General features: G+C 60.5%; 14 protein-coding genes and 1 tRNA gene. 9 read left to right on the forward strand and 6 right to left on the reverse strand.

From position 1 onward, the window contains the following. Positions 1-126 precede the first annotated feature (126 nt). The 3 genes from Q0C23_RS06895 to Q0C23_RS06905 form a co-directional block, all read right to left on the reverse strand. Entirely contained in the window at positions 127-1,266 is a 1,140-nt protein-coding gene (locus Q0C23_RS06895; protein WP_291511635.1) for an FAD/NAD(P)-binding oxidoreductase, read from the reverse strand. 126 nt (positions 1,267-1,392) lie between these two features. Beyond that, positions 1,393-1,623: a sulfurtransferase TusA family protein gene (locus Q0C23_RS06900; RefSeq protein ID WP_291511636.1), complete on the reverse strand. Its 231-nt coding sequence runs from the start codon at positions 1,621-1,623 to the stop codon at positions 1,393-1,395. A gap of 62 nt (positions 1,624-1,685) precedes the next feature. After that, on the reverse strand, positions 1,686-2,072 hold the full coding sequence (locus Q0C23_RS06905; protein WP_291511637.1) for a DsrE/DsrF/DrsH-like family protein: 387 nt from the start codon (positions 2,070-2,072) through the stop codon (positions 1,686-1,688). A 370-nt stretch (positions 2,073-2,442) separates the two neighbouring features. Between Q0C23_RS06905 and Q0C23_RS06910 the strand changes: the two genes are divergently transcribed. From Q0C23_RS06910 to Q0C23_RS06925, 4 genes are all read left to right on the forward strand, one after another. After that, a complete protein-coding gene (locus tag Q0C23_RS06910; RefSeq protein ID WP_291511638.1) occupies positions 2,443-3,828 on the forward strand; it encodes a sigma 54-interacting transcriptional regulator in 1,386 nt (461 codons plus the stop codon). A 66-nt stretch (positions 3,829-3,894) separates the two neighbouring features. Next, positions 3,895-3,970 (forward strand) — tRNA-Ala (locus Q0C23_RS06915). Between the two features lie 176 nt (positions 3,971-4,146). After that, positions 4,147-4,503 (forward strand): CZB domain-containing protein, encoded by a 357-nt coding sequence (locus Q0C23_RS06920; RefSeq protein WP_291511639.1) that lies wholly within the window; start codon positions 4,147-4,149, stop codon positions 4,501-4,503. Positions 4,504-4,649: 146 nt separating this feature from the next. Beyond that, on the forward strand, positions 4,650-5,801 hold the full coding sequence (locus Q0C23_RS06925; RefSeq protein WP_291511640.1) for a glycerate kinase: 1,152 nt from the start codon (positions 4,650-4,652) through the stop codon (positions 5,799-5,801). A 25-nt stretch (positions 5,802-5,826) separates the two neighbouring features. Here the strand turns inward: Q0C23_RS06925 and Q0C23_RS06930 are convergent, their stop codons facing one another. Then, complete coding sequence (locus tag Q0C23_RS06930; RefSeq protein WP_291511641.1) at positions 5,827-7,131, reverse strand: nitrate/nitrite transporter; 1,305 nt, start codon at positions 7,129-7,131, stop codon at positions 5,827-5,829. Positions 7,132-7,390: 259 nt separating this feature from the next. Then, entirely contained in the window at positions 7,391-8,203 is an 813-nt protein-coding gene (locus Q0C23_RS06935) for an IclR family transcriptional regulator (protein WP_291511642.1), read from the reverse strand. Positions 8,204-8,290: 87 nt separating this feature from the next. On the opposite strand from Q0C23_RS06935, the gene Q0C23_RS06940 reads away from it, so the two are divergent. The 5 genes from Q0C23_RS06940 to glcF are packed head-to-tail and all read left to right on the forward strand — an operon-like array spanning position 8,291 to position 15,719. Beyond that, positions 8,291-10,519, forward strand: coding sequence for a phosphoketolase (locus Q0C23_RS06940; RefSeq protein ID WP_291511643.1), 2,229 nt, complete (start codon positions 8,291-8,293; stop codon positions 10,517-10,519). Between the two features lies 1 nt (position 10,520). Continuing rightward, positions 10,521-11,852, forward strand: coding sequence for a four-carbon acid sugar kinase family protein (locus Q0C23_RS06945; protein ID WP_291511644.1), 1,332 nt, complete (start codon positions 10,521-10,523; stop codon positions 11,850-11,852). Beyond that, the gene (locus Q0C23_RS06950; RefSeq protein WP_291511645.1) at positions 11,849-13,318 is read left to right on the forward strand and encodes an FAD-linked oxidase C-terminal domain-containing protein; all 1,470 of its coding nucleotides are present in this window, start codon (positions 11,849-11,851) and stop codon (positions 13,316-13,318) included. The genes Q0C23_RS06945 and Q0C23_RS06950 overlap by 4 nt, the downstream gene beginning before the upstream one ends. 1 nt (position 13,319) lies before the next feature. Beyond that, entirely contained in the window at positions 13,320-14,390 is a 1,071-nt protein-coding gene (gene glcE, locus Q0C23_RS06955; protein WP_291511646.1) for a glycolate oxidase subunit GlcE, read from the forward strand. Positions 14,391-14,429: 39 nt separating this feature from the next. Next, the gene (gene glcF, locus Q0C23_RS06960; RefSeq protein ID WP_291511647.1) at positions 14,430-15,719 is read left to right on the forward strand and encodes a glycolate oxidase subunit GlcF; all 1,290 of its coding nucleotides are present in this window, start codon (positions 14,430-14,432) and stop codon (positions 15,717-15,719) included. Between the two features lie 242 nt (positions 15,720-15,961). Here glcF and Q0C23_RS06965 read toward each other — a convergent pair whose 3' ends face one another. After that, entirely contained in the window at positions 15,962-18,262 is a 2,301-nt protein-coding gene (locus Q0C23_RS06965; RefSeq protein ID WP_291511648.1) for a TonB-dependent receptor, read from the reverse strand. Positions 18,263-18,811: the final 549 nt, after the last annotated feature.

Here is an 18,811-nt window from a genome sequence, read left to right on the forward strand (position 1 = left end):
CAGGCGGGCGAGGTGGACGATGCGATCGAGGTCGCCGTTGCGCACCAGACTGACCAGGGCTTCCTGGGCCTGCTGCAGCTCCGTTTCGTACTGCGTATCCAAGACTGCGGCCATGGGGCACCTCCTTTAGAGCAGACCCCGGGCCGTCGCCCAATAGAGCTTGTTGTAGGCCATCTTGAAGGCGTGTACCGCGCCGGTGGGTGCCTTGGGCTGGGGCGGGTTCTGGTAGTTGAACATGGCATAGGTAGCGCGGTCCTTGCCGGCCTCGATGAAGCAGAAGACCTTGCCGTCGTAGCTCTTGACGGGGTGCCCCATCTTGACCACCGCCGCCACATTCTCCGCCGCTGTCTCCGCCTCGAAGTGGGCGGTGGAGCCTGCCTTGGAGATGGGCAGATTGGTGGTGTCGCCGAGGACGATCACGTTCTTGCCGTGCTCCCCTTCCATGTGCAGGCTGTGGCGATTGGTGGGAATCCAGCCATTCTCGCCGAGGCCGTTCTTCTCGATGACCTCCTGACCCTTGTGGGGCGGTACCCCGACCAAAAGATCGAACTTCACCTCGCCCCCTTCCTCACTGCGCACGCAGGCGTTCTTGCCGTCCACCTCCTTCATGTTGAAGAGGGTTTCGTACTTGATGCCCTTGGCGTCGAACTCCGGTGCCGCCCACTTGGCCACGTTCTCGAGGCTGTGCACCCGGCCGATGGGGTAGGTGTAGTAGAACTCGGTCTTGTCCAAAAGGCCCCGATCCTTGATGAAGTCGTACATGGCAAAGGTGACTTCCAGCGGGATCATCGGACACTTGTGGGGCAGACCCACGGTGATGACGATGCGACCGCCCTTGAACTGCGACAGGCGATCGTAGAACTGCACGGCCCGCTCTGCGGAGTAGCAATCCACCGAGTTCTCCTTGAGACCCGGGATGTTCTCCGGCAGGGGCCGGGAGCCCGTGGAGATGACGATGAGATCGTACTCGTGGACCTTGCCACTCTTGCACTTGACGTGGTTCTCCGCGAGGTGGAACTCCTCCACCGGGTCGACGTGGAAATCGATGCCCGGCTCCAGCAGGCTCTGCTGCTCCCGCACCAGCTCGTCGGGGGTCGCTCGGCCCATGGCCACGTACAGCCAGCCCGGCTGATAGACGTGTTCGTGGGTGGCCGAGAGCATGGTGATGCGGGCCTTGCCCGTCTTCAGTTCTCCGTGAATCCGCCGCGCCAGATGATTGGCAAAAATGGTACCGCCCATACCGCCGCCTACGACCAGAATTCTCATGACTGCGCTCCTTGCTGTGTCTGCGGGAATCCGTCCGGATTCCCTGCCGTATCCTGTCCGCTGCACCCAGTCCAAAGCGCTACCACGGGGAAAAACGCTTCCTGGGGACGGGGTCTTGCGGACCCTTTACTTCGCCTTGCGTACCTTGATGTGCCAGGTCCCCTCGCTGTCCTGCTGGGTATCCACCATCTCGTGCCCGACCTTCTTGACCCATTCCGGGACGTCGGCTGCCGAGCCGGCATCGGTGGAGAGCAATTCCAGGGTGTCCCCCACCTGCATGCTTTTCATGTTGGCAATGAGTTCCATCAATGGACCCGGGCAGAAACTGCCGCGGGCATCCACCGTCCGTTCCGCCATGTTTGTCTCCTTTTGCTCTCGTCTCGCTCCGATCGGGAGTGCCCCGATCCCCTGTGCGCTGCTCAGAAGGTCAGGATCGTGCTGCCTTCGGCATCGCTGAAAAATTTGGTCAGACCCATGGGCCCGGCGACGATGGATTCCAGTTCGCCCTCTTTGATGCCCATCACGTCCATGGCCATGGAGCAGGCCCAGATCTTGGCGTCCCCGAGTTCCACCGCCTGCTCGAAGATCTGATAGAAGGGCGGTACCTGATGGCGTTCCATGGCCTTGCCTACGGCTCCTTCGGCCGGTGCTTCCTTGGACTGGCCCTTGATGAAATAGGGGAAGGCATTCATGGACAGAAAGACCTGCACTTCCGTCCCCGACACCGCTGCCACCGAAGCCGCCATGGCCGCAAACTGCAAACGCTCCCGATCACCGCTCAGGCAAATGATGAATAGACCCGCCATGAATCCTCCGCTGTCCAAGCCAACTGTCTAAGTAATAGCAGATGCTGTGCCACTTTTCTGCTGGCCGATCAGAATAATCCTTAAGCAATGATTGTTAAGGAAAATATAAAAAAATTAATATTATATTATGCTGATAATTTGGATATTTATTTGCTATTTTCGGGATTTTTCGGCAGATTGGACTAAGACCTGTCATGACCTGTCATGACCATGCCTGACAGGTCTGCAGGCACGATACGAAAGCTACCTGTGCGGGATTCGGATCATAAAAAAATTCAGTGCATCCATGCGAAAAAAGCTTTCGTATGATACCCGAGTAAGCTGGTCAGGTTACGGATTTCAGACAGGGATACATACCACCAGGTGCCTTATGGAAAAATTGCGCAGCAGCATGGACCCAGCACAATTGCATTGCGAGAGTGCTTCTTCCGAGACCGCTCTGGAGCTCGAGTCGGCTCTGAACATTCAGCAGAATCCCATGGTGCTGATCGATCGGGACTACCGCATCATTGCCGCCAATCGCGCCTATCGCGAGGCCTATGGCGTGCGCCGCGAGGAAATCGTCGGCAGACACTGCCACGAGATTTCGCATCACTCCCCCATTCCCTGTCACATGCGCGGTGAGGATTGTCCGCATCAGGCGGTATTTCGTACCGGCCAGGCGCACGAGGTGCGGCACATCCACTACGACCAGAACAATCACGCCGAACACGTACGCATTCGCGGACACGTGCTGCGCGATCAGCGCGGTCGCAGCTACCTTGGAGAAGAAATCATCCGTTTGCCCCCCCAAGACGATGCCATCACCTGCAACGATCTACGCATGGTGGGGAAATCTCCTGCCTTTCTGCGCTGCTTGCACCACATCGAAATGGCGGCACGAACGGACGCGAGTATTCTCTTGTTCGGTGAGAGCGGGGTGGGGAAGGAACTGGCGGCCCAGGCGATCCACCACTTCTCCTCTCGCGCCGCCGGCCCACTGATTACCGTGGATTGCGCGACCCTGCCCGAAAATCTCTTCGAAAGTGAGATTTTCGGGCACGAGCGGGGTGCCTTCACCGGTTGTGTCGGGCGCAAGCTTGGGCTCTACGAACAGGCACACCAAGGGACACTTTTTCTGGACGAGGTGGGAGAGCTGCCCCTGGTCATGCAGGCCAAACTGCTTCGGGTTTTGGAGACGGGCAGTTTCCGTCGCCTGGGGGGCAACGAAAATCTCAGCGCCGATGTGCGGGTGGTGGCTGCCACCAATCGCGACCTGCGCGCCATGGCCGCACAGCGCCATTTTCGGGAGGACCTCTACTACCGTCTCGCCGCCATCACCATCGACCTGCCGCCCTTGCGCGATCGTCGCGAGGACATCCCGGGCATCGCGCAGGTGTTGCTGGAGCGTATCGGTCGTGATTGGGGCGGACGCTGGAGCCTCTCGCGGGAAGCCGAGCGGCGGCTTTGTGCCTACAATTTCCCTGGAAACGTCCGGGAACTGCGCAATATACTCCAGAAGGCGGCGGCCCTGGCCGATGGCCCGATCATCGAAGCCAAGCATCTGGAGTTCTTCCGCGCCGTGGTGCCAGAGGGCATGGCGACCCCCGCGCCGCAGAGTGCGCGCCCACGGCCAGCGCCCGGACGTGGACAGTGCCCCCCGGACCTTTTGGAGATCCTCGAAAAATATCAGGGAAATCGCCGCCAGGTGGCGGAACACCTGGGGGTGAGCGAGCGCAGTGTCTACCGCTGGCTGAGGCGCCTCGACAAGCACTGAAGCGCGCCCGGAAAGCCCGCGCGCTTGACAGGATTCCGAAGTTTGGCTATCGTGCGCGAACGCTGTGGGGCCATAGCTCAGCTGGGAGAGCGCTTGAATGGCATTCAAGAGGTCAGCGGTTCGATCCCGCTTGGCTCCACCAAATTCTCACCTTTTACCGATGTGCTGATCGGTCAACGGTTCTCCTAGGGTGCTTTGATCGAGATTCGTTGCTTTGTCGATTTGAGATGAGCATCGGTCCCAGGGTCATGGCTACCACAAAAATAAGGCATCCAGCGCCGCGACTCCTTCTGCCGTACACCTGAGGAGACCGGTCCTATGCAACACCTGCGCGCCATCGCAGCCCATGCCAATTATCTCAAGCGCGTTCGCGCCTGCCTTGCGGAAGAAGTGGCTTGCGCCTGCCACAAGCCCTACACCGATTGCGATTTTGGCAAGTGGTGGTATGCCGAAGTTTTTCCGCACAAGGCAAATTTTTCGGTCGAGGCCCAGGCACTCATCAACACCATCGACCGGACACACAAGGAGTTTCACGAGGCCTCACAAAAGATCACGGAGCTGTCGGCGCTGGGCAAAAACGCCGAGGCAAAACTCTTTGAGACCGAACTGATGCAGCATTCCAACCGGCTCATTCAGGCAATCCTCCAACTGGATGGTTCGGATTTTTCGTCCTGAGCTCGGAGGAGTCCCGATGTGGTCGACTGAGCCTGCGCCGCCGCTCCCGCAGGCGCCGTTTTGACGCTATTCTTCTAGAATGGTGGCACGGGCGTTGCGCTGGCTAAGGCCGCGCTCTGACTAGAGGATCTCGACGGGAGAGGGAATTGCGCATACTGATCGCGCCGGACCACTTCAAAGGCAGCATGCGGGCCGATGAAGTGGCCGAGATCATCCGCAAGGCCCTGAACTGGCATGTGCCCGGCATCCACTGTGAACTGCTGCCGCTGGCCGACGGCGGTGAAGGGACCATGGCGGTCCTCGCCACTGCGCTGGGCGGGAGCTTTCGGGAGGTGAGCGTCCGCGATCCCTTGGGTCGTCTCGTGCTGGCCAGGCTAGCCTTGGTGGATGCTGGACGGACCGCCGTCGTGGAAATGGCCGCGGCCAGCGGTCTGCTGCGCCTTCCGGCCACGGAAAGAAACCCCCTGGAGACCCACACCCTGGGCACCGGCGACCTGCTGCGCGCGGCGCTGGATCTGGGGGTAGAGCGTATCATCCTCGGGATTGGCGGCAGTGCCACCAACGATGGAGGGATGGGTATGCTCTGTGCCCTTGGAGCCCGCTTTCTCGACGCGCGTGGCCACGATCTGGCGCCCGCCGGCAGAAACCTGGCGTTGGTGCGGGGAGTGGACTTCAGCGGTCTCGATCCGCGCCTCGTCCACACTCACATCGAGGTGATCTGCGATGTCGACAACCCCCTGCTGGGGCCGCAGGGGGCGACCAGGGTCTATGGACCGCAGAAAGGTGCCTCGGAGGCCGAACTCTCCGCCCTGGAAGAAGGGATGCGCCATTATGCCGCGCAGCTGCAGCGCTGCTGCCCCCGAGATATAGTCCACAGCGCGGGCGCCGGAGCGGCCGGCGGCTTGGGGGCCGCCTGCATCTTCCTCGGTGCCAGTCTGCGGCCCGGGATGGAGGTCATTGCCGAATTGGTGGATCTGGAGGGCCGTATTGCTGCCTCCGACCTGGTGATCACCGGCGAGGGTTGCGTCGACGAGCAGACGCTGCGTGGGAAGACCGTCGCCGGAGTCCTGCGGCTGGCGCGGAAAGAGAGCAAACCGGTCATCGTCATCGCCGGCAGAGTGCGTGACAAAGACAAAGTGGCCCAGAAACTGGGGGCAACGGCCCTCTTCACGACGCTTTCGGATGCTTTGCCGGATGCGGAGATTGGCGCCCACGCGGCGGCGGATCTGGCTCGGACGGCGGCCAGCGTTGCCGCCGTCCTGCAGCTTGGCCGGCAGGTCCGCTCCGGCCGCGACTAAGCCCCGGCGCCGTCGACCGGCGCACTCAGCCCAATGCTGCTCCCATGCCGCCATGGGACTGGGCAGTCTCCCGCTCGGCCTCGACCTCGATGGGTAAGGCCGTGTGCATGGCTATACGGTTGACCAGGAGTCCGAGGGCAGCGAGGATCGCCATGACCCAGAAGACTCCGGACCAGCCCACGGTCCCGATCAGGACCGACGATGCCACCGGTCCTACGGCGCTGACGGAATTGGAGATGACTCCGATGGCAAAGGCGCCGGCACCCATGGTGGCTACGGGGAAACAGTTGCAGGGAGATGCCCAGTAATTAGGGGGTGTCGCCATGGTACAGGCCACTATGAGCGCCGATATCAGGAACCAGGTGTAGGAGATGGGCGCAAGGTAGAGAATCATCAGCGCCCCCAAGATCACCGAGGTGTTGGCGAGGCTGATGACGCGCAGGCGCGCATTGACGAAGTTGCGATGAGAATTGTCTTTTTTGGCCCAATGATCGCCGAGAAGAGCCCCAAGGATTGCCGCGATAAAACCTACGAGTCCCCAGATGAACATCACGTTGCCGGTCTGCTGCGGCTGGTAGCCCAAGTGATAGGCATACACGGGCAAAAATCCACCGATGGTAAACAGTGTCCAGTTATTGGGTATCTGAACGATTCCCATAATCCAGGTCATAGGATAGGACCACACGCTCTTGTGGTGGGAATTCTGCTTCGACAGTTTGATGTCCGCGGCGTGGCCGGCGGCATCGCGGGCAAAAATGAAATACACCAGCGCACCCAGGATCATGATTCCAGCAGTGATGTAGTAGACGTTCTGCCAACCCAGGGCGCTAAGACTGCCCGTCACGATGCCGCCCACCGCACCACCCAGGGTGATGGCTCCCAGCATGGCCGCCAGCGATATTCCTCGTTGACTGGAGCGAAACCAGCCAGCCAACTGCAGGGAGAAGAGAGCGATCATCATGATCATCAGGCCTTGGCAAAAGCGCAGAACTATCAGTAGGGTCAGCGATTTGGTCAAAGGCATGAGGAGCGGCAGAAGGATCTGCGGCACAATCAGAAACACTTGCGCGAGCAACACGCCGAGCTTGATGCGGGTGTCAAAAATACCGCCGTGACCGAGAAAAAAGGCGATGAACAATCCTACGGAAAAAGCGTCGATACCCGCCGTCGACAGTGTTCCCGGTGAAATGTCCATGGCCTTTGCCATGGCCGGTGCGGCCACGCCGAAAGCGGTCAGTGACATGAAACTCGTAGTCATGATGACACCTGCCACCGCCGCCATGACCCAACGGTAGGGTGAGGAATATTCAGCTTGTTCCTTAATTTCCATGGTGCAGCCTCCGGGTGCGAGAAGGAATGCTCAGAACGATGATTTCATCGCTACGGCTTCGCTTCCGTCATCGCAAGAGACCGTGTCGGTATAAAAACGGTAATTTAGAAGGCACGGATATTCTCACGATATGTATGGATCAGCGAATATCATGAGGCTAGGTCAGGGCAGGGCAGGCCGCAATGTGGTGTTGTTCCGCCATGTGGAATCAGGGCGCCTCTCACGCGTTGCGCGAAGGTCTGAATCGCCCACTTTGGCGCTAGAGATGCGTTGCCGTAGGCGACTCTGGATAGTGGACGTTCAAAGTGACCTTGCGCCCGCGCAGGGACCGCAGGATCCGCCGTGCCGCTTCGTGCAGAGATTTCACCCAGGAGAGTTCTCGGCGTTCCATGGGTGCCGATATGCTGAGGCCTACGATCCAGGGGAGATCGGCTTCGATGAGCACGCCGATACAGCCCACTCCTTCCTCCGTCTCTTCATTGTCCAGGGCATAACCTTGACTGCGGATCCTCGCTAGTTCCTGCTGCAGCGATTCCAAGGAGACAATGCTGTGGCGCGTAAGGGCGCGCAGACCGCTGCGCTGCGCATAGGCGGCGACGGCGGCCGGATCCTGGCGTGCCAGCATGAGCTTGCCCACTGCCGTGCAGTGGAGGGGGGCGCGGCTGCCGATGATCTGCTCGACCCGCATCATGCGCGAGGGTGTGGCGCGGTCCACATAGAGAACCTCGTCCTGCTCCTGGATGCTCAGGTTGACCGTCTCGCGAATCTGATCCCGCAGCCAGATCATGCTCGGCCGCGCCAGGGTACACAGATCGTTGCGACCGGCGATGAGTTCGGCCCAGTCCGCGAGGCGTGGCGCAAAGGCATAGCGGCCCTGAGGGTCGCGCAGGATCATACCGTTGGCTTCGGCGGCCGCTAGAATGCGAAAGGCGGTGGAGGTGGCAAGACCGGTGTCGGCAGTCAGGGTCTTGAGATTGGCCTCGCCGCCAGCTGCGGCCAAGGCTTCCAGGAGCGCGCGGAGACGGTCGATGACTTGGATACCCGACTGCGCCTGCTTTCTGAACCCGGTCATTTTCCACCATGTGAAAAACACTTCTCATTGCGAAATCTTAGTTTTCTTTCTACAGTGAAGGCAAGTACCGTCGACAAGGATCCCTTCATGAGCAACGTGCAGCAGCCGACCGCCACCTCGCCCGTCCCCTTCACTCGGGGTATGCAGTATTTTGGCCAGATCTGGCCAGAGCACGCCAACTACGGAAAGCATCCGGCGGTACGGCAGGAACTGGGGCGCATCGACGATCCCAGCGACCCCGCGGCCATCTACCAGTGCCTGCTGCTGGCCGATGCTCTGCGCTACTGTACCTTGCAGGTCTGTGCCGCCAAGGCCTCCGGCCATCCTGGCGGTTTTGCCTCCAGCGCCGATGCCTATGCGGCACTGGTAATGCTGGGCCACACCAACATCGTGACGGAAGTCGGCCACCACGCCCCCGGGTTCTACAGCGCCATGTTCCTGGATCGCTCCCTAGAGGCCATGGGCATCTACACCATGGAGGAGTTCGCCCAGCGTTACCGCGAACGCCACGGTCTGCTGGGACATCTATCGGGTGCCATCCCGGGGCTGCTGGCACCGGCCGGCCCTTTGGGTCAGGGCCAGCACTTTGCCATGGCGGGGGCCTTGCTTCACCCCGGGGTGCTCTTTCCCGTGACCATCGGTGATGGTGGGCTTGGCGAGCCCTACGTGCTCAGTGCCATGAAGCATTTCCACTTTGCCTATCCGAAGGTGACCAACTACCTGCCGGTGCTGGTGTGGAATGGCTTCAGTCAGGAGCATCACTCCATGGTGGCGCGGATGAGCAACGCGCAGATGCGGGAGTACTGGCACGCCCACGATTTTGACGAGGTGATCCTGGTGGATGCCAAGGACTACGACGACAGCGGCCAGGAAGGCGCCTTCGTCGACGCCACGCGTTTTTCACCGAAGGCGCGCTTGGCTTTCACCGGCGCCGTTCTGGCGGGCGTGGCCCAGGCGGCGGCCAGCGCCTTGGCCGGGGTCCACACCGCCTTCGTCCTGAAGCAGCTCAAGGGCGCTGGTGTCCACACCACCGGAGCCAAGGCGCATAACCTGCACCCGGCCGACACCCTGGAAGCGCCCATCATCCGCAGCGCCTTGGAGCGCCACGCCCTGGCGCCCGAAGCCTGGGATCTGGTGCGCGAAAATTGTGTCCGCGCCGGTGGTGGCCCGGCGGCACAGACCGTGGTCACCGAGCGGGTCCTCGAGCTTGCTTCTCTCGGCGAGTTCCCCATGCAGGAATTTTCGGTGGGTGAGAAGGCGGTACCGGCCACGGCCATGGGTGCCCTGGTCGCATGGCTCGGTCAGCAGGATCGCCGCTTTGTGGTGAGCAATGCCGATGGCAATGAAGCGTCCAACATGAAGAACATCAACGACGCCCTGAAGATCCGGCATCCCACTGAGGACCCTCTGTACAATCAGGATCCCCACGGTCAGGTCTATGAGCCCTTGAGCGAGGATGCCTGTGCGGGACTCGCAGCAGCCCTGGCGCTTTTTGGCAGCCGCTCCCTGTGGCTTTCCTACGAGTCCTTCGCCATCAACGGCTGGCCTATCGTGCAGACGGTGGGTCAGGCCATGGCAGAGCTGCGTCGTCGCACTCCGTCGGTGGTCTGCATGTTCACCGCCGGTGCCCTGGAGCAGGGGCGGAACGGCTGGACCCACCAACGCCCGGAAATTGAGGCCTATATTGCTGCTCAGATGCGCAATGGCAACGTCTACCTGCTCTATCCCTGCGACGCCAATACCATTCAGGTAGCCTACGAATACGCCACCACCAGCCACAATAAGGTGATGGCCATCGTCGCCTCCAAGAGCCCGCTGCCGGTCCGGCTGACCCTGGAAGCGGGGCGGCGAGCTCTGCACGACGGTGCCATCGCCCTGGCGCAGGCCGGGGATGGTCGCAAGGGCCGCATCGTTTTTGCCGTACTGGGCGACATGATCCTGGATGCCGTGTTCGCGCTGCAGGAACCTTTGGTCCGTGCCGGCTATGGCGTGCGCATCATCTCCGTCGTCAATCCCCGGGCGCTTTATCGCGTGGGCGACCTGCCCGTGGATACGGTGGCGGAGCCGGATCGCCATTTCCTGGACGATGCCAGCTTCCACGAGCTTTTCGATGCGGACCTGCTGGTGGCCGTGAGTGGCGGACCGGCCACAGCGCTGGAGCCCGTGTTTCAACGGGCTCGTTATGGCGGGCTCGAGATCCTGGCCTGGCAGCGCGGCGAGACCACGGCCTCTGCCGGCGAGCTCCTGCAGCTCAATGGCCTGGATGCCGCGGGTATGATGCAGCGCCTGCGCGCTCGGGGTATCGAGGTCCATTAGCATGACCCGGAGGCGGATCATCGTCATCGATGACGACCCCACGGGGTCCCAGACGGTACACGGTTGTCTGCTGCTGACCCGTTGGGATGGCGACACCCTCGATGCTGCCCTGCGCGATGACGCTCCGCTTTTTTTCATCCTGAGCAATACCCGGGCAATGACGGCGGCGGAGGCTGCGCGTGTCACCCGCGCGATCGCCGTTGCGCTGCAGCAGGCCTTGGCGCGGGCAAAGGCCTCCGGAGAGGCGCTGACGAGCTTGGTGGTGAGTCGATCCGACTCCACCCTGCGCGGTCACTATCCCATCGAGACGGACGTCATCAGCGAGGTTCTCGGTCCCTTCGATGCCCTTTTTCTGGTTCCCGCGTTCTTCGAGGGCGGCCGCATCACCCGGGCCGGGACCCACTACCTGCGCCAGGATGGTGAGCTCGTACCGGTGCACCTCACGGAGTTTGCCCGCGACTCGGTTTTTGCCTTCCACCACAGCTACCTCCCGGATTATGTCGAGGAGAAGACCGACGGTCGGATTCCCGCGGCAGCCGTACAGCGGCTCAGCCGTGAGAATCTGCGTGCCGAAGATCTGCCGGCGCGTTTGCGCACACTGGCGGGCAATGTCTGTGTCGTGGTGGATGCGGAAGAGCCGGAGGATCTGGCCATGTTCGCCAGAGCCGTGCGCACCGCTGCAGATGCCGGCAAGCGTTTCCTGTTCCGCAGTGCGGCAAGCCTGCTGACGGCACTGGCGGATCTCCCGCCGCAACCCGTGGCTGCCGAGGCCATGGGACGATACCGGCGCGGCGACGGCCCGGGGGTGATTCTGGTGGGGTCCCACGTGCGCAAGAGCAGTGAGCAGTTGGAGTGGCTCCTGCAGGAGCCGGGCGTCGTCGGCATAGAAATCGCAGTGGATCGTACCCAGGGGGGTGAGCGCGCGGACTATCTCGAGGCCTGCCGCGGGAGGATTCATGCGGTCGTCGCGCAGGGAATGGATCCGGTGATCTTCACCAGTCGAGAGGAAAGACGCTTTGCCGACCGGCACGAGCGTCTCGCCTTCGGTGCCGGAGTTTCCGCCTTTTTGATGGAGCTGGTGCAGACCCTGCCGGAAAATATTGGCTTTCTCATCAGCAAGGGCGGCATCACCTCCAACGACACCCTGAGCTGTGGCCTAGGTCTGGCAACGGCACGGGTCGTAGGACAGATCCTGCCCGGCTGCTCGGTGCTGCTGTGTCCTGACGATCACCCCCGCTACCCGCGTCTGCCGGTGGTGATCTTTCCGGGCAATGTTGGTGATGCCCAGTCTCTGGTCCAGGCGCGTCGTCGCCTCCGAGGAGGGAGCTCGTGAATCTCGCTGCCAAGGCGCGTGAAGATCTTCTGACGGCACTGGCAGCCGTCCTCCCCGCCGATGCTTTGCTGACGGACCCCGAGTCCTTGCGACCCTACGAGTGCGATGGTCTGTCCGCCCTGCGCGGCATGCCGCTCTGCGTTGCGCTGCCGGACACCGCCGACGCCGTGGCTGCGGTTTTGGCTACCTGCCATCGCTTCGGGGTTGCGGTGGTACCGCGAGGCGCTGGCACGGGTCTTTCCGGCGGCGCTCGCCCAACAGCCGGAGCCGTGCTTCTGTCCATGGCGCGCCTGCGGGACATGGGCGAGATCGATCTTGCCAACCGCACTATTCGGGTGGGTCCTGGCGTGCGCAATCTGGCCATCAGCGAGAAGACCCGTCCGCACGGCTTCTATTATGCCCCCGACCCCTCCTCTCAGATTGCCTGCAGCATCGGCGGCAATCTGGCGGAAAACTCCGGTGGCGTCCACTGCCTGAAATACGGCCTCACTACCCACAATGTCCTGGCCGCAGAGATGCTGGATGCTCACGGGCAAAGGCTCGAGATCGGCAGTCTCGCCCCCGACAGCCCCGGCTACAATCTGCTCTCGCTGCTCATCGGTTCCGAGGGGCTGTTGGGCGTGGTGACTTCCTGCCAGTTGCGCCTTTTGCCGGTGCCGGAGCAGACCGTCTTGCTGATGGCCGCCTTTGCGGAAGTGGCGCGCGCGGCCGATGCGGTCAGTGCGATCATTGCCGCCGGCATCATACCCGCGGGCCTGGAGATGATGGACCGTCTGGCCATTGCTGCCGCCGAGGATTTCGTGCATGTGGGCTATCCCCGCGCGGCGGCAGCCATCCTCCTCTGCGAGCTGGACGGAGACGCGCAGGAGATTGCGGGCGATCAAGAGCGCGTCGAGACCATCCTGCGGGAGCACGGCGTGACGGATCTGCGCCTCGCCCGCGATGAGGCCACCCGGCTCGCGTTGTGGAAAGGGCGCAAAGCCGCCTTCCCTGCCGTCGGTCGCCTGGCCCCGGATTACTACTGTATGGACGGTACCATTCCTCGGGCGCGACTGGCCGAGGTGTTGGAACGCATCGCCGAGCTTTCGCGCGAATACGGCCTGCAGGTGGCCAATGTCTTCCACGCCGGTGACGGGAATCTCCATCCTCTCATCCTTTACGATGCCAACCAGGAAGGACAGCAGGAGCGGGCAGAGCGCCTGGGGGCCGAGATCCTGGCGCTCTGCGTCCAGGTTGGGGGGACCATTACGGGAGAGCACGGCGTCGGTGTAGAGAAATTGGACAGCATGTGCGTGCAGTTCACCTCCGAGGAACTGGCGCAGCTGCATCGCATCAAGGCGGCCTTCGACCCCGAAGGACGGCTCAATCCGGGCAAGGCCGTCCCCAGTCTGCACCGCTGTGCCGAACTTGGGGCTATGCACGTTCACGGCGGTGCTCTGCCTTTTCCGGAGCTGGAGCGGTTTTGACATGGACTGCAGCGCAGCGCTCCGGGAGCAATTGCGCGAGGCCTGCGCCAAGGGGCAAAAGCTGGAGATCCGCGGCAGCGGCAGCAAGACCTTCTATGGTCGGCCCGTCCGCGCGGATGGGATCGTGGACGTGCACGAGCACATCGGTATTCTGGCTTATGAGCCCAGCGAGCTCTTCCTCACCGCCCGCGCCGGCACGCCTCTGCGAGAGATCGATGCGGCCTTGGCCGAGCGTGGCCAGATGCTCCCCTTCGAGCCGCCCCGGTTTGGCGCTCAGGCTAGTATCGGCGGTACCGTTGCCTGCGGTTTTTCGGGTCCTCGCCGTCCCTATGCCGGTGCCGTCAAGGATCACATCCTGGGCGTGCGCATCCTCAACGGTCTGGGCGAAGACCTCCATTTCGGCGGTACGGTGCTGAAGAATGTCGCGGGTTATGATGTCGCGCGCCTCATGGCCGGGTCCTTGGGCAGTCTCGCCCTGATTCTCGAAGTCACGGTGAAAGTACTGCCACGCCCGACATTGGAACGCACGCTGGTGCAGGAGTGTTCGGCCGATCAGGCCCTGCAAAAACTGCGTCGGTGGATGATGCGCAGTACGCCCATCAGCGCCAGCGCCCATTATCAGGACACCCTGTACCTACGTCTGTCCGGCCAGGAGCACCGTGTGCGGAACTTTGCGGAGCAGTCCGGTGGAGAGATCCTGGATGACGACCGGGGCGCGCGTTTCTGGGAGGATCTGCGCGAGCAAGGTCTGGATTTCTTCTGTGGCGATGCTCCTCTGTGGCGCTTGTCTCTGCCCGCCGCCGCGCCCCAGCAGCCGGCGGATTTCGGGGCCAGTCTCTGGGAGTGGGGCGGGCAGCAACGCTGGCTGCGCGCGGTGCCCGATCCGCTTGCTCTGCGGCACTGGGCGCAGAGTCAAGGCGGGCACGCAACGCTTTTTCGCGCCACCCCAGGTGCGGCTGTCGAGATCTTCCAGGAACTGCCTCCGCCCTTGTTTGCGTTGCATCAGCGGCTGAAGGCCGCCTTTGATCCCAAGGGCATTCTCAATCCCGGGCGACTCTATGCCGGACTATGAGTCCCCATTGCTGAGAGCCGAATAGAGAGAAGGAGGGTCATGCAAACCCGGATTGCTCCCCAGTACCGCACCGATCCATCGGTTCATGAAGCCGAAACCATCCTCCGGGATTGTGTGCACTGTGGCTTCTGCAATGCCACCTGTCCCACCTACCGTCTTCTCGGTGACGAGCAGGACGGTCCGCGTGGCCGCATCTACCTCATCAAGGCGCTGTTGGCGGGGGAGAGGGCGACGGAGCGCACGCGCCTGCATCTGGATCGCTGCCTTGGCTGTCGCGCCTGTGAAACCACTTGTCCGTCGGGAGTGCGTTATGGTCGGCTGCTGGAGATTGGACGCCACCTGCAGAACGCGCGGTTGCCGCGGCCGCCGCGGGCGGCTCTGGAGCGCCGTCTGCTCCGCTACGTGGTCACCGAACCCCGTCGTTTTCGCGCCGCGCTTGGTCTGGGGCAGGCCTTCAGGCCCCTGCTGAGGGGTTCCCTGGCTCGCAGTTTCCCACCGCTTCCGGCCAAGTCGTCCTATGCGGCATCTTCCGTTTCTACGACGCACGCACGGCGTGTGCTCCACTTGGATGGCTGCGTTCAGAGCGTAGCCACACCGGCAACCCGTGCCGCGCTCGCGCGGGTGCTGGATCGCCTGGAGGTCGCGTTGGTCTCTGCGCCTGCAGCGGGCTGCTGCGGGGCGCTCAGCGCGCATTTGGATGCCTTGGACGAGGCCAAGGCTCTGATGCGCCGCAATATCGACGCCTGGTGGCCCTACCTGGAGGAGGGTGCCGAAGCCGTTCTCGTCAGCGCCAGCGGTTGCGGCAGTATCGTCAAGGACTATGGGTACTATCTGCAGGACGACCCTACCTACGCCAACAAGGCCAAGCGGGTGGCCGAGCTCACCTACGATCCGTCGGAGTGGCTGGCTCGTGAGCTGGCCGCGCGACCTACGATAGGGAACGCGCAGGGGCGCATCGCCTTTCACGCACCTTGCTCCCTGCAGCATGGACAGAAGCTTGGCGGGGTGGTGGAAGGGATCCTGGCCCGTTTGGGATACCAGCTCAGCGTAATTCGTGATGCCGAGCTCTGCTGCGGTTCTGCGGGCAGCTATTCGCTCTTGCAGCCACAGCTTGCCACGCAACTGCGGCGGCAGAAGCTCGCCAGTTTGCAGGCGGATCGGCCGCAATGCATAGCTACCGCCAATGTCGGCTGTCAGCTCTACCTGGCTCAGGAGGCCGTCGTACCGGTGCTGCACTGGCTGGAACTGGTCGACGAGGCGCTGGCGAAGACAAGTGTCCCGAGAAATCCGGATGAGACCAGGATCGAACTCCGTGATCGCGCGAAATAGGATGGTTTCGGACGGCCTCTCCGCGATGGAGTTGATGGGAAGTCAATGAGACGATCCAGCGCGAATGCCGGCCCTTTTTACGATCTATCGGAAGTTCTGTCGGTCAGGCTAGTCGTGTTGTTCGACCCGGCGAGCGAGCCACGGCTCGCTTGTAGGGATATTCTTTTTGGCCTTGCGTGATTGGGGCTGTGCCACCGAACAACGGTGGCACAAGACTCTGTAAAACGGATCAGCTGAGGGTGCTAGAATCGAGCGGTTATGCTGCCGAAGACGTATCGCGGCATACCATTGAGTACCGATAGATAGGTGTTTCCAAAATAATCGGTGTTCTGGAAACCGCGTGGGTAGTAGTGCCGATTTAGTAGATTGTCGATATCCAGAGTCAATTTTACATTCTTGATGTAGTAATTGCCCACTGGGATCGTATCCTGCAAGCCGAGATTGAGAATGAAGTAGGGTGGGATCTGCAGGCTTGATGGGGTACCCGCATACTGTTGATTCACATACTGAGCAGAAACGTACTTGCCCTCGAGTTGCGCTCCAAAATTTCCCTTGGAAAAATCCACTCCGACATTAAACATATTCTTCGGCACATTCGCCAGCGGCTGGCCGCTCTGTACATTGCCTGCGTAGGCCGAGTTGAACGACGACTCAAAGACGGCCTGATTGTATGAGTAGTTAGCAAATGCCTTCCAATCGCCGAACAAAATGTGCCCGAAGTCGTTTTCCACGGACAGCTCTCCGCCCTCATATCGCGAGGAGCCGCCATTGAAGGTCGCGCTAAGGCCCTGGGCATTGGTAACATTGATGAACGTGTTCTTGAAATCCTCTCGGTACAGATCCGCCGATGCGTGCAGGCCTGCGTTGACATAGCGTAGCCCAAGCTCGTAATCCGAGACATATTCCGGCTGCACCTTCTCAGGAACTATAACATAGTTGCCGGCGTTGTCCTGCTCGGCAATGTTGCTGTAATAGGCGCCGATGTTCGGGAATTTGATGTTCCTTCCGTACGCTGCATAAATGCTGACGTGCTTGATCGGAGAATAGTTGATGCCGATGGTTGGTGAGGTATACGCCGACGATCCGGATACGCTGCCGCCGATGGGATAATAGAAACCTATGTCGTCTGAAGATACTGTGTATCCGTATAGATATTTGATTCCCGGAGTTATATGCAAGGTGCCGTCGAGCAAGCTGATGTTATCCTGTATATAGACTGACGACAGCAATCGCTCGTCGTGCTCGTCCCAGGCATTATTGTAACCGCCTATCTTTGGCATATTATAAGAACCGTACCAGAATTCAGCAGAATGCTCCATGCTGTAATTAACGTTACCACCAACGGTGACGGTGTTGTGGGGCAGCGCGAATCGCAGGTAGGGCTGGAAGCCGAGGGTATTTCTTATCTCCTCGTACAGATGGTAGTCGGTACCGTAATGAGTGGATCCGAAAATGTTCGCCGGAACATAGGTGGGTGGCACCGGGTAGCTCAACCAGAAGGGATATCCCGTACTCTGATTGGGTAGGTGATAGGGTTGGTTTGGGTTCTGGTCAAATGCTGGATTCGTATACGATATACGGTGGTAGTTGTTATTCTGGGCATAAACCTTGGCATTGAGCATCGTGTAAGAATTGAGCAGGGTCTTATCGCCCAATATTGCCGTCAGTTCTGTGTCGGTCTGGGTCGAATAGGTATAGTTCAGCGGCCAATTATAGTTGTAGCCAAATTGGTTGATGAGTGCCAGCGGTACGCTGTGGGGAGTGTAGCCGACGTTGCGATTCACTATAACGTAGGCGTATATTTTTGATTGGTGATCGTTATAGGGCATTATTCCGGCATAGTAATAGTTGGTGTTCTGATCACCATCATTGGCCAACCAACCATTGGATGTCTGCCGGTTGTAGGCGAACAAGGATCGGAAACCGTCGATGGAGCCCGTGTTCAGCAGGGCATCCCAATGAAAGGTGCCAAAACTTCCGTAGCCAAGACCGACGGATGCTCCAAAGTTATGCGAGGGTTGGCGAGGTACGTAGTTGATGGTTCCGCCCAAAGAGTTGTAGGAATTCACGCTGGGATTATTGATACCATTGTATATTCCTACAGAGCTGATATCGTTGAGTGTAAGAGGAACGGCATTTCTCTCGGAGGCTTGATTGGTCGCGCCGCCATTAAAGGCTCCATTCAACGGTATTCCATCAAATGTCTCAGAAAATTGTCCACTGTTGAAGGCTCGAAAAGTCACGGTGCTACGAACGCCGTTGGGGCCGGCAGAGGTCGCGTTGATGGACGGCTCGCGCGCCAGTATCGTCTGCGCGTTGGCCATGCTCGAGGCGTTGCGAATAGTCTTTTCGGGTATGACGTGCTCACTGTAGGCTGCTTTCAGGGGGGCATGTTTCCGGGCAGTGCTGGAACTTTTAGCCTTCTTTGAGACCGTTCCTACTTGGACAGCACCGTCGTTGCTTGGCGCGTTCGCGGCCGTCGCAGTCGCAATATCCAGAACGCCGGCGGTCGTGAGGGCAATGATAAGAGCGGTACGCTTCATTGAATGGACTCCATGACGATGAGGAAGTTGGCTGCACCTGAGTCGAAAGGACATCAACATGGATGCGGTTCCAGGTGCCCTAGTTACGGATGAAAAATAAGTGCACGCAAGGTGCTTGATCGGATCGGATCGTCTGTGTCATGCAGTTTGGTGCCCTTCGTGTCAGACACCGATCGTGCGGGTAATGGACTACCTCAGTTTGCGTTGGCATTGCGGCGCACCTATTCGTGTATTCCTGCTGCAGGTAGAAGCTTATCAAAGTAATGTGACATTTTTGTGAACATTTTATGACAAGATCATGACATTTTGTTGTTGGCGCCATGCCGGTGTGTTATTCATGTCCGTAGGGTCTGCGATTTACCCCGAGTCGAAGCGCAGGCGGTTCGTTTATGTAGGGGTCGTCCCCGAGCTATCTATCTGCGCTAAGCTTTGCCCATGGGGAGGTGGCCCCCCAGGGGGTGATAGGAGAGCAAGGCATGGAGGCAGCAAAGGAGCAACGGCAGGTGTTTTTTGTTTCCGACCGTACCGGTCTTACGGCCTCGTCCTACG

It is taken from the genome of Acidithiobacillus sp., assembly GCF_023256195.1.
In the GTDB taxonomy this organism is placed as follows: domain Bacteria; phylum Pseudomonadota; class Gammaproteobacteria; order Acidithiobacillales; family Acidithiobacillaceae; genus Acidithiobacillus_A.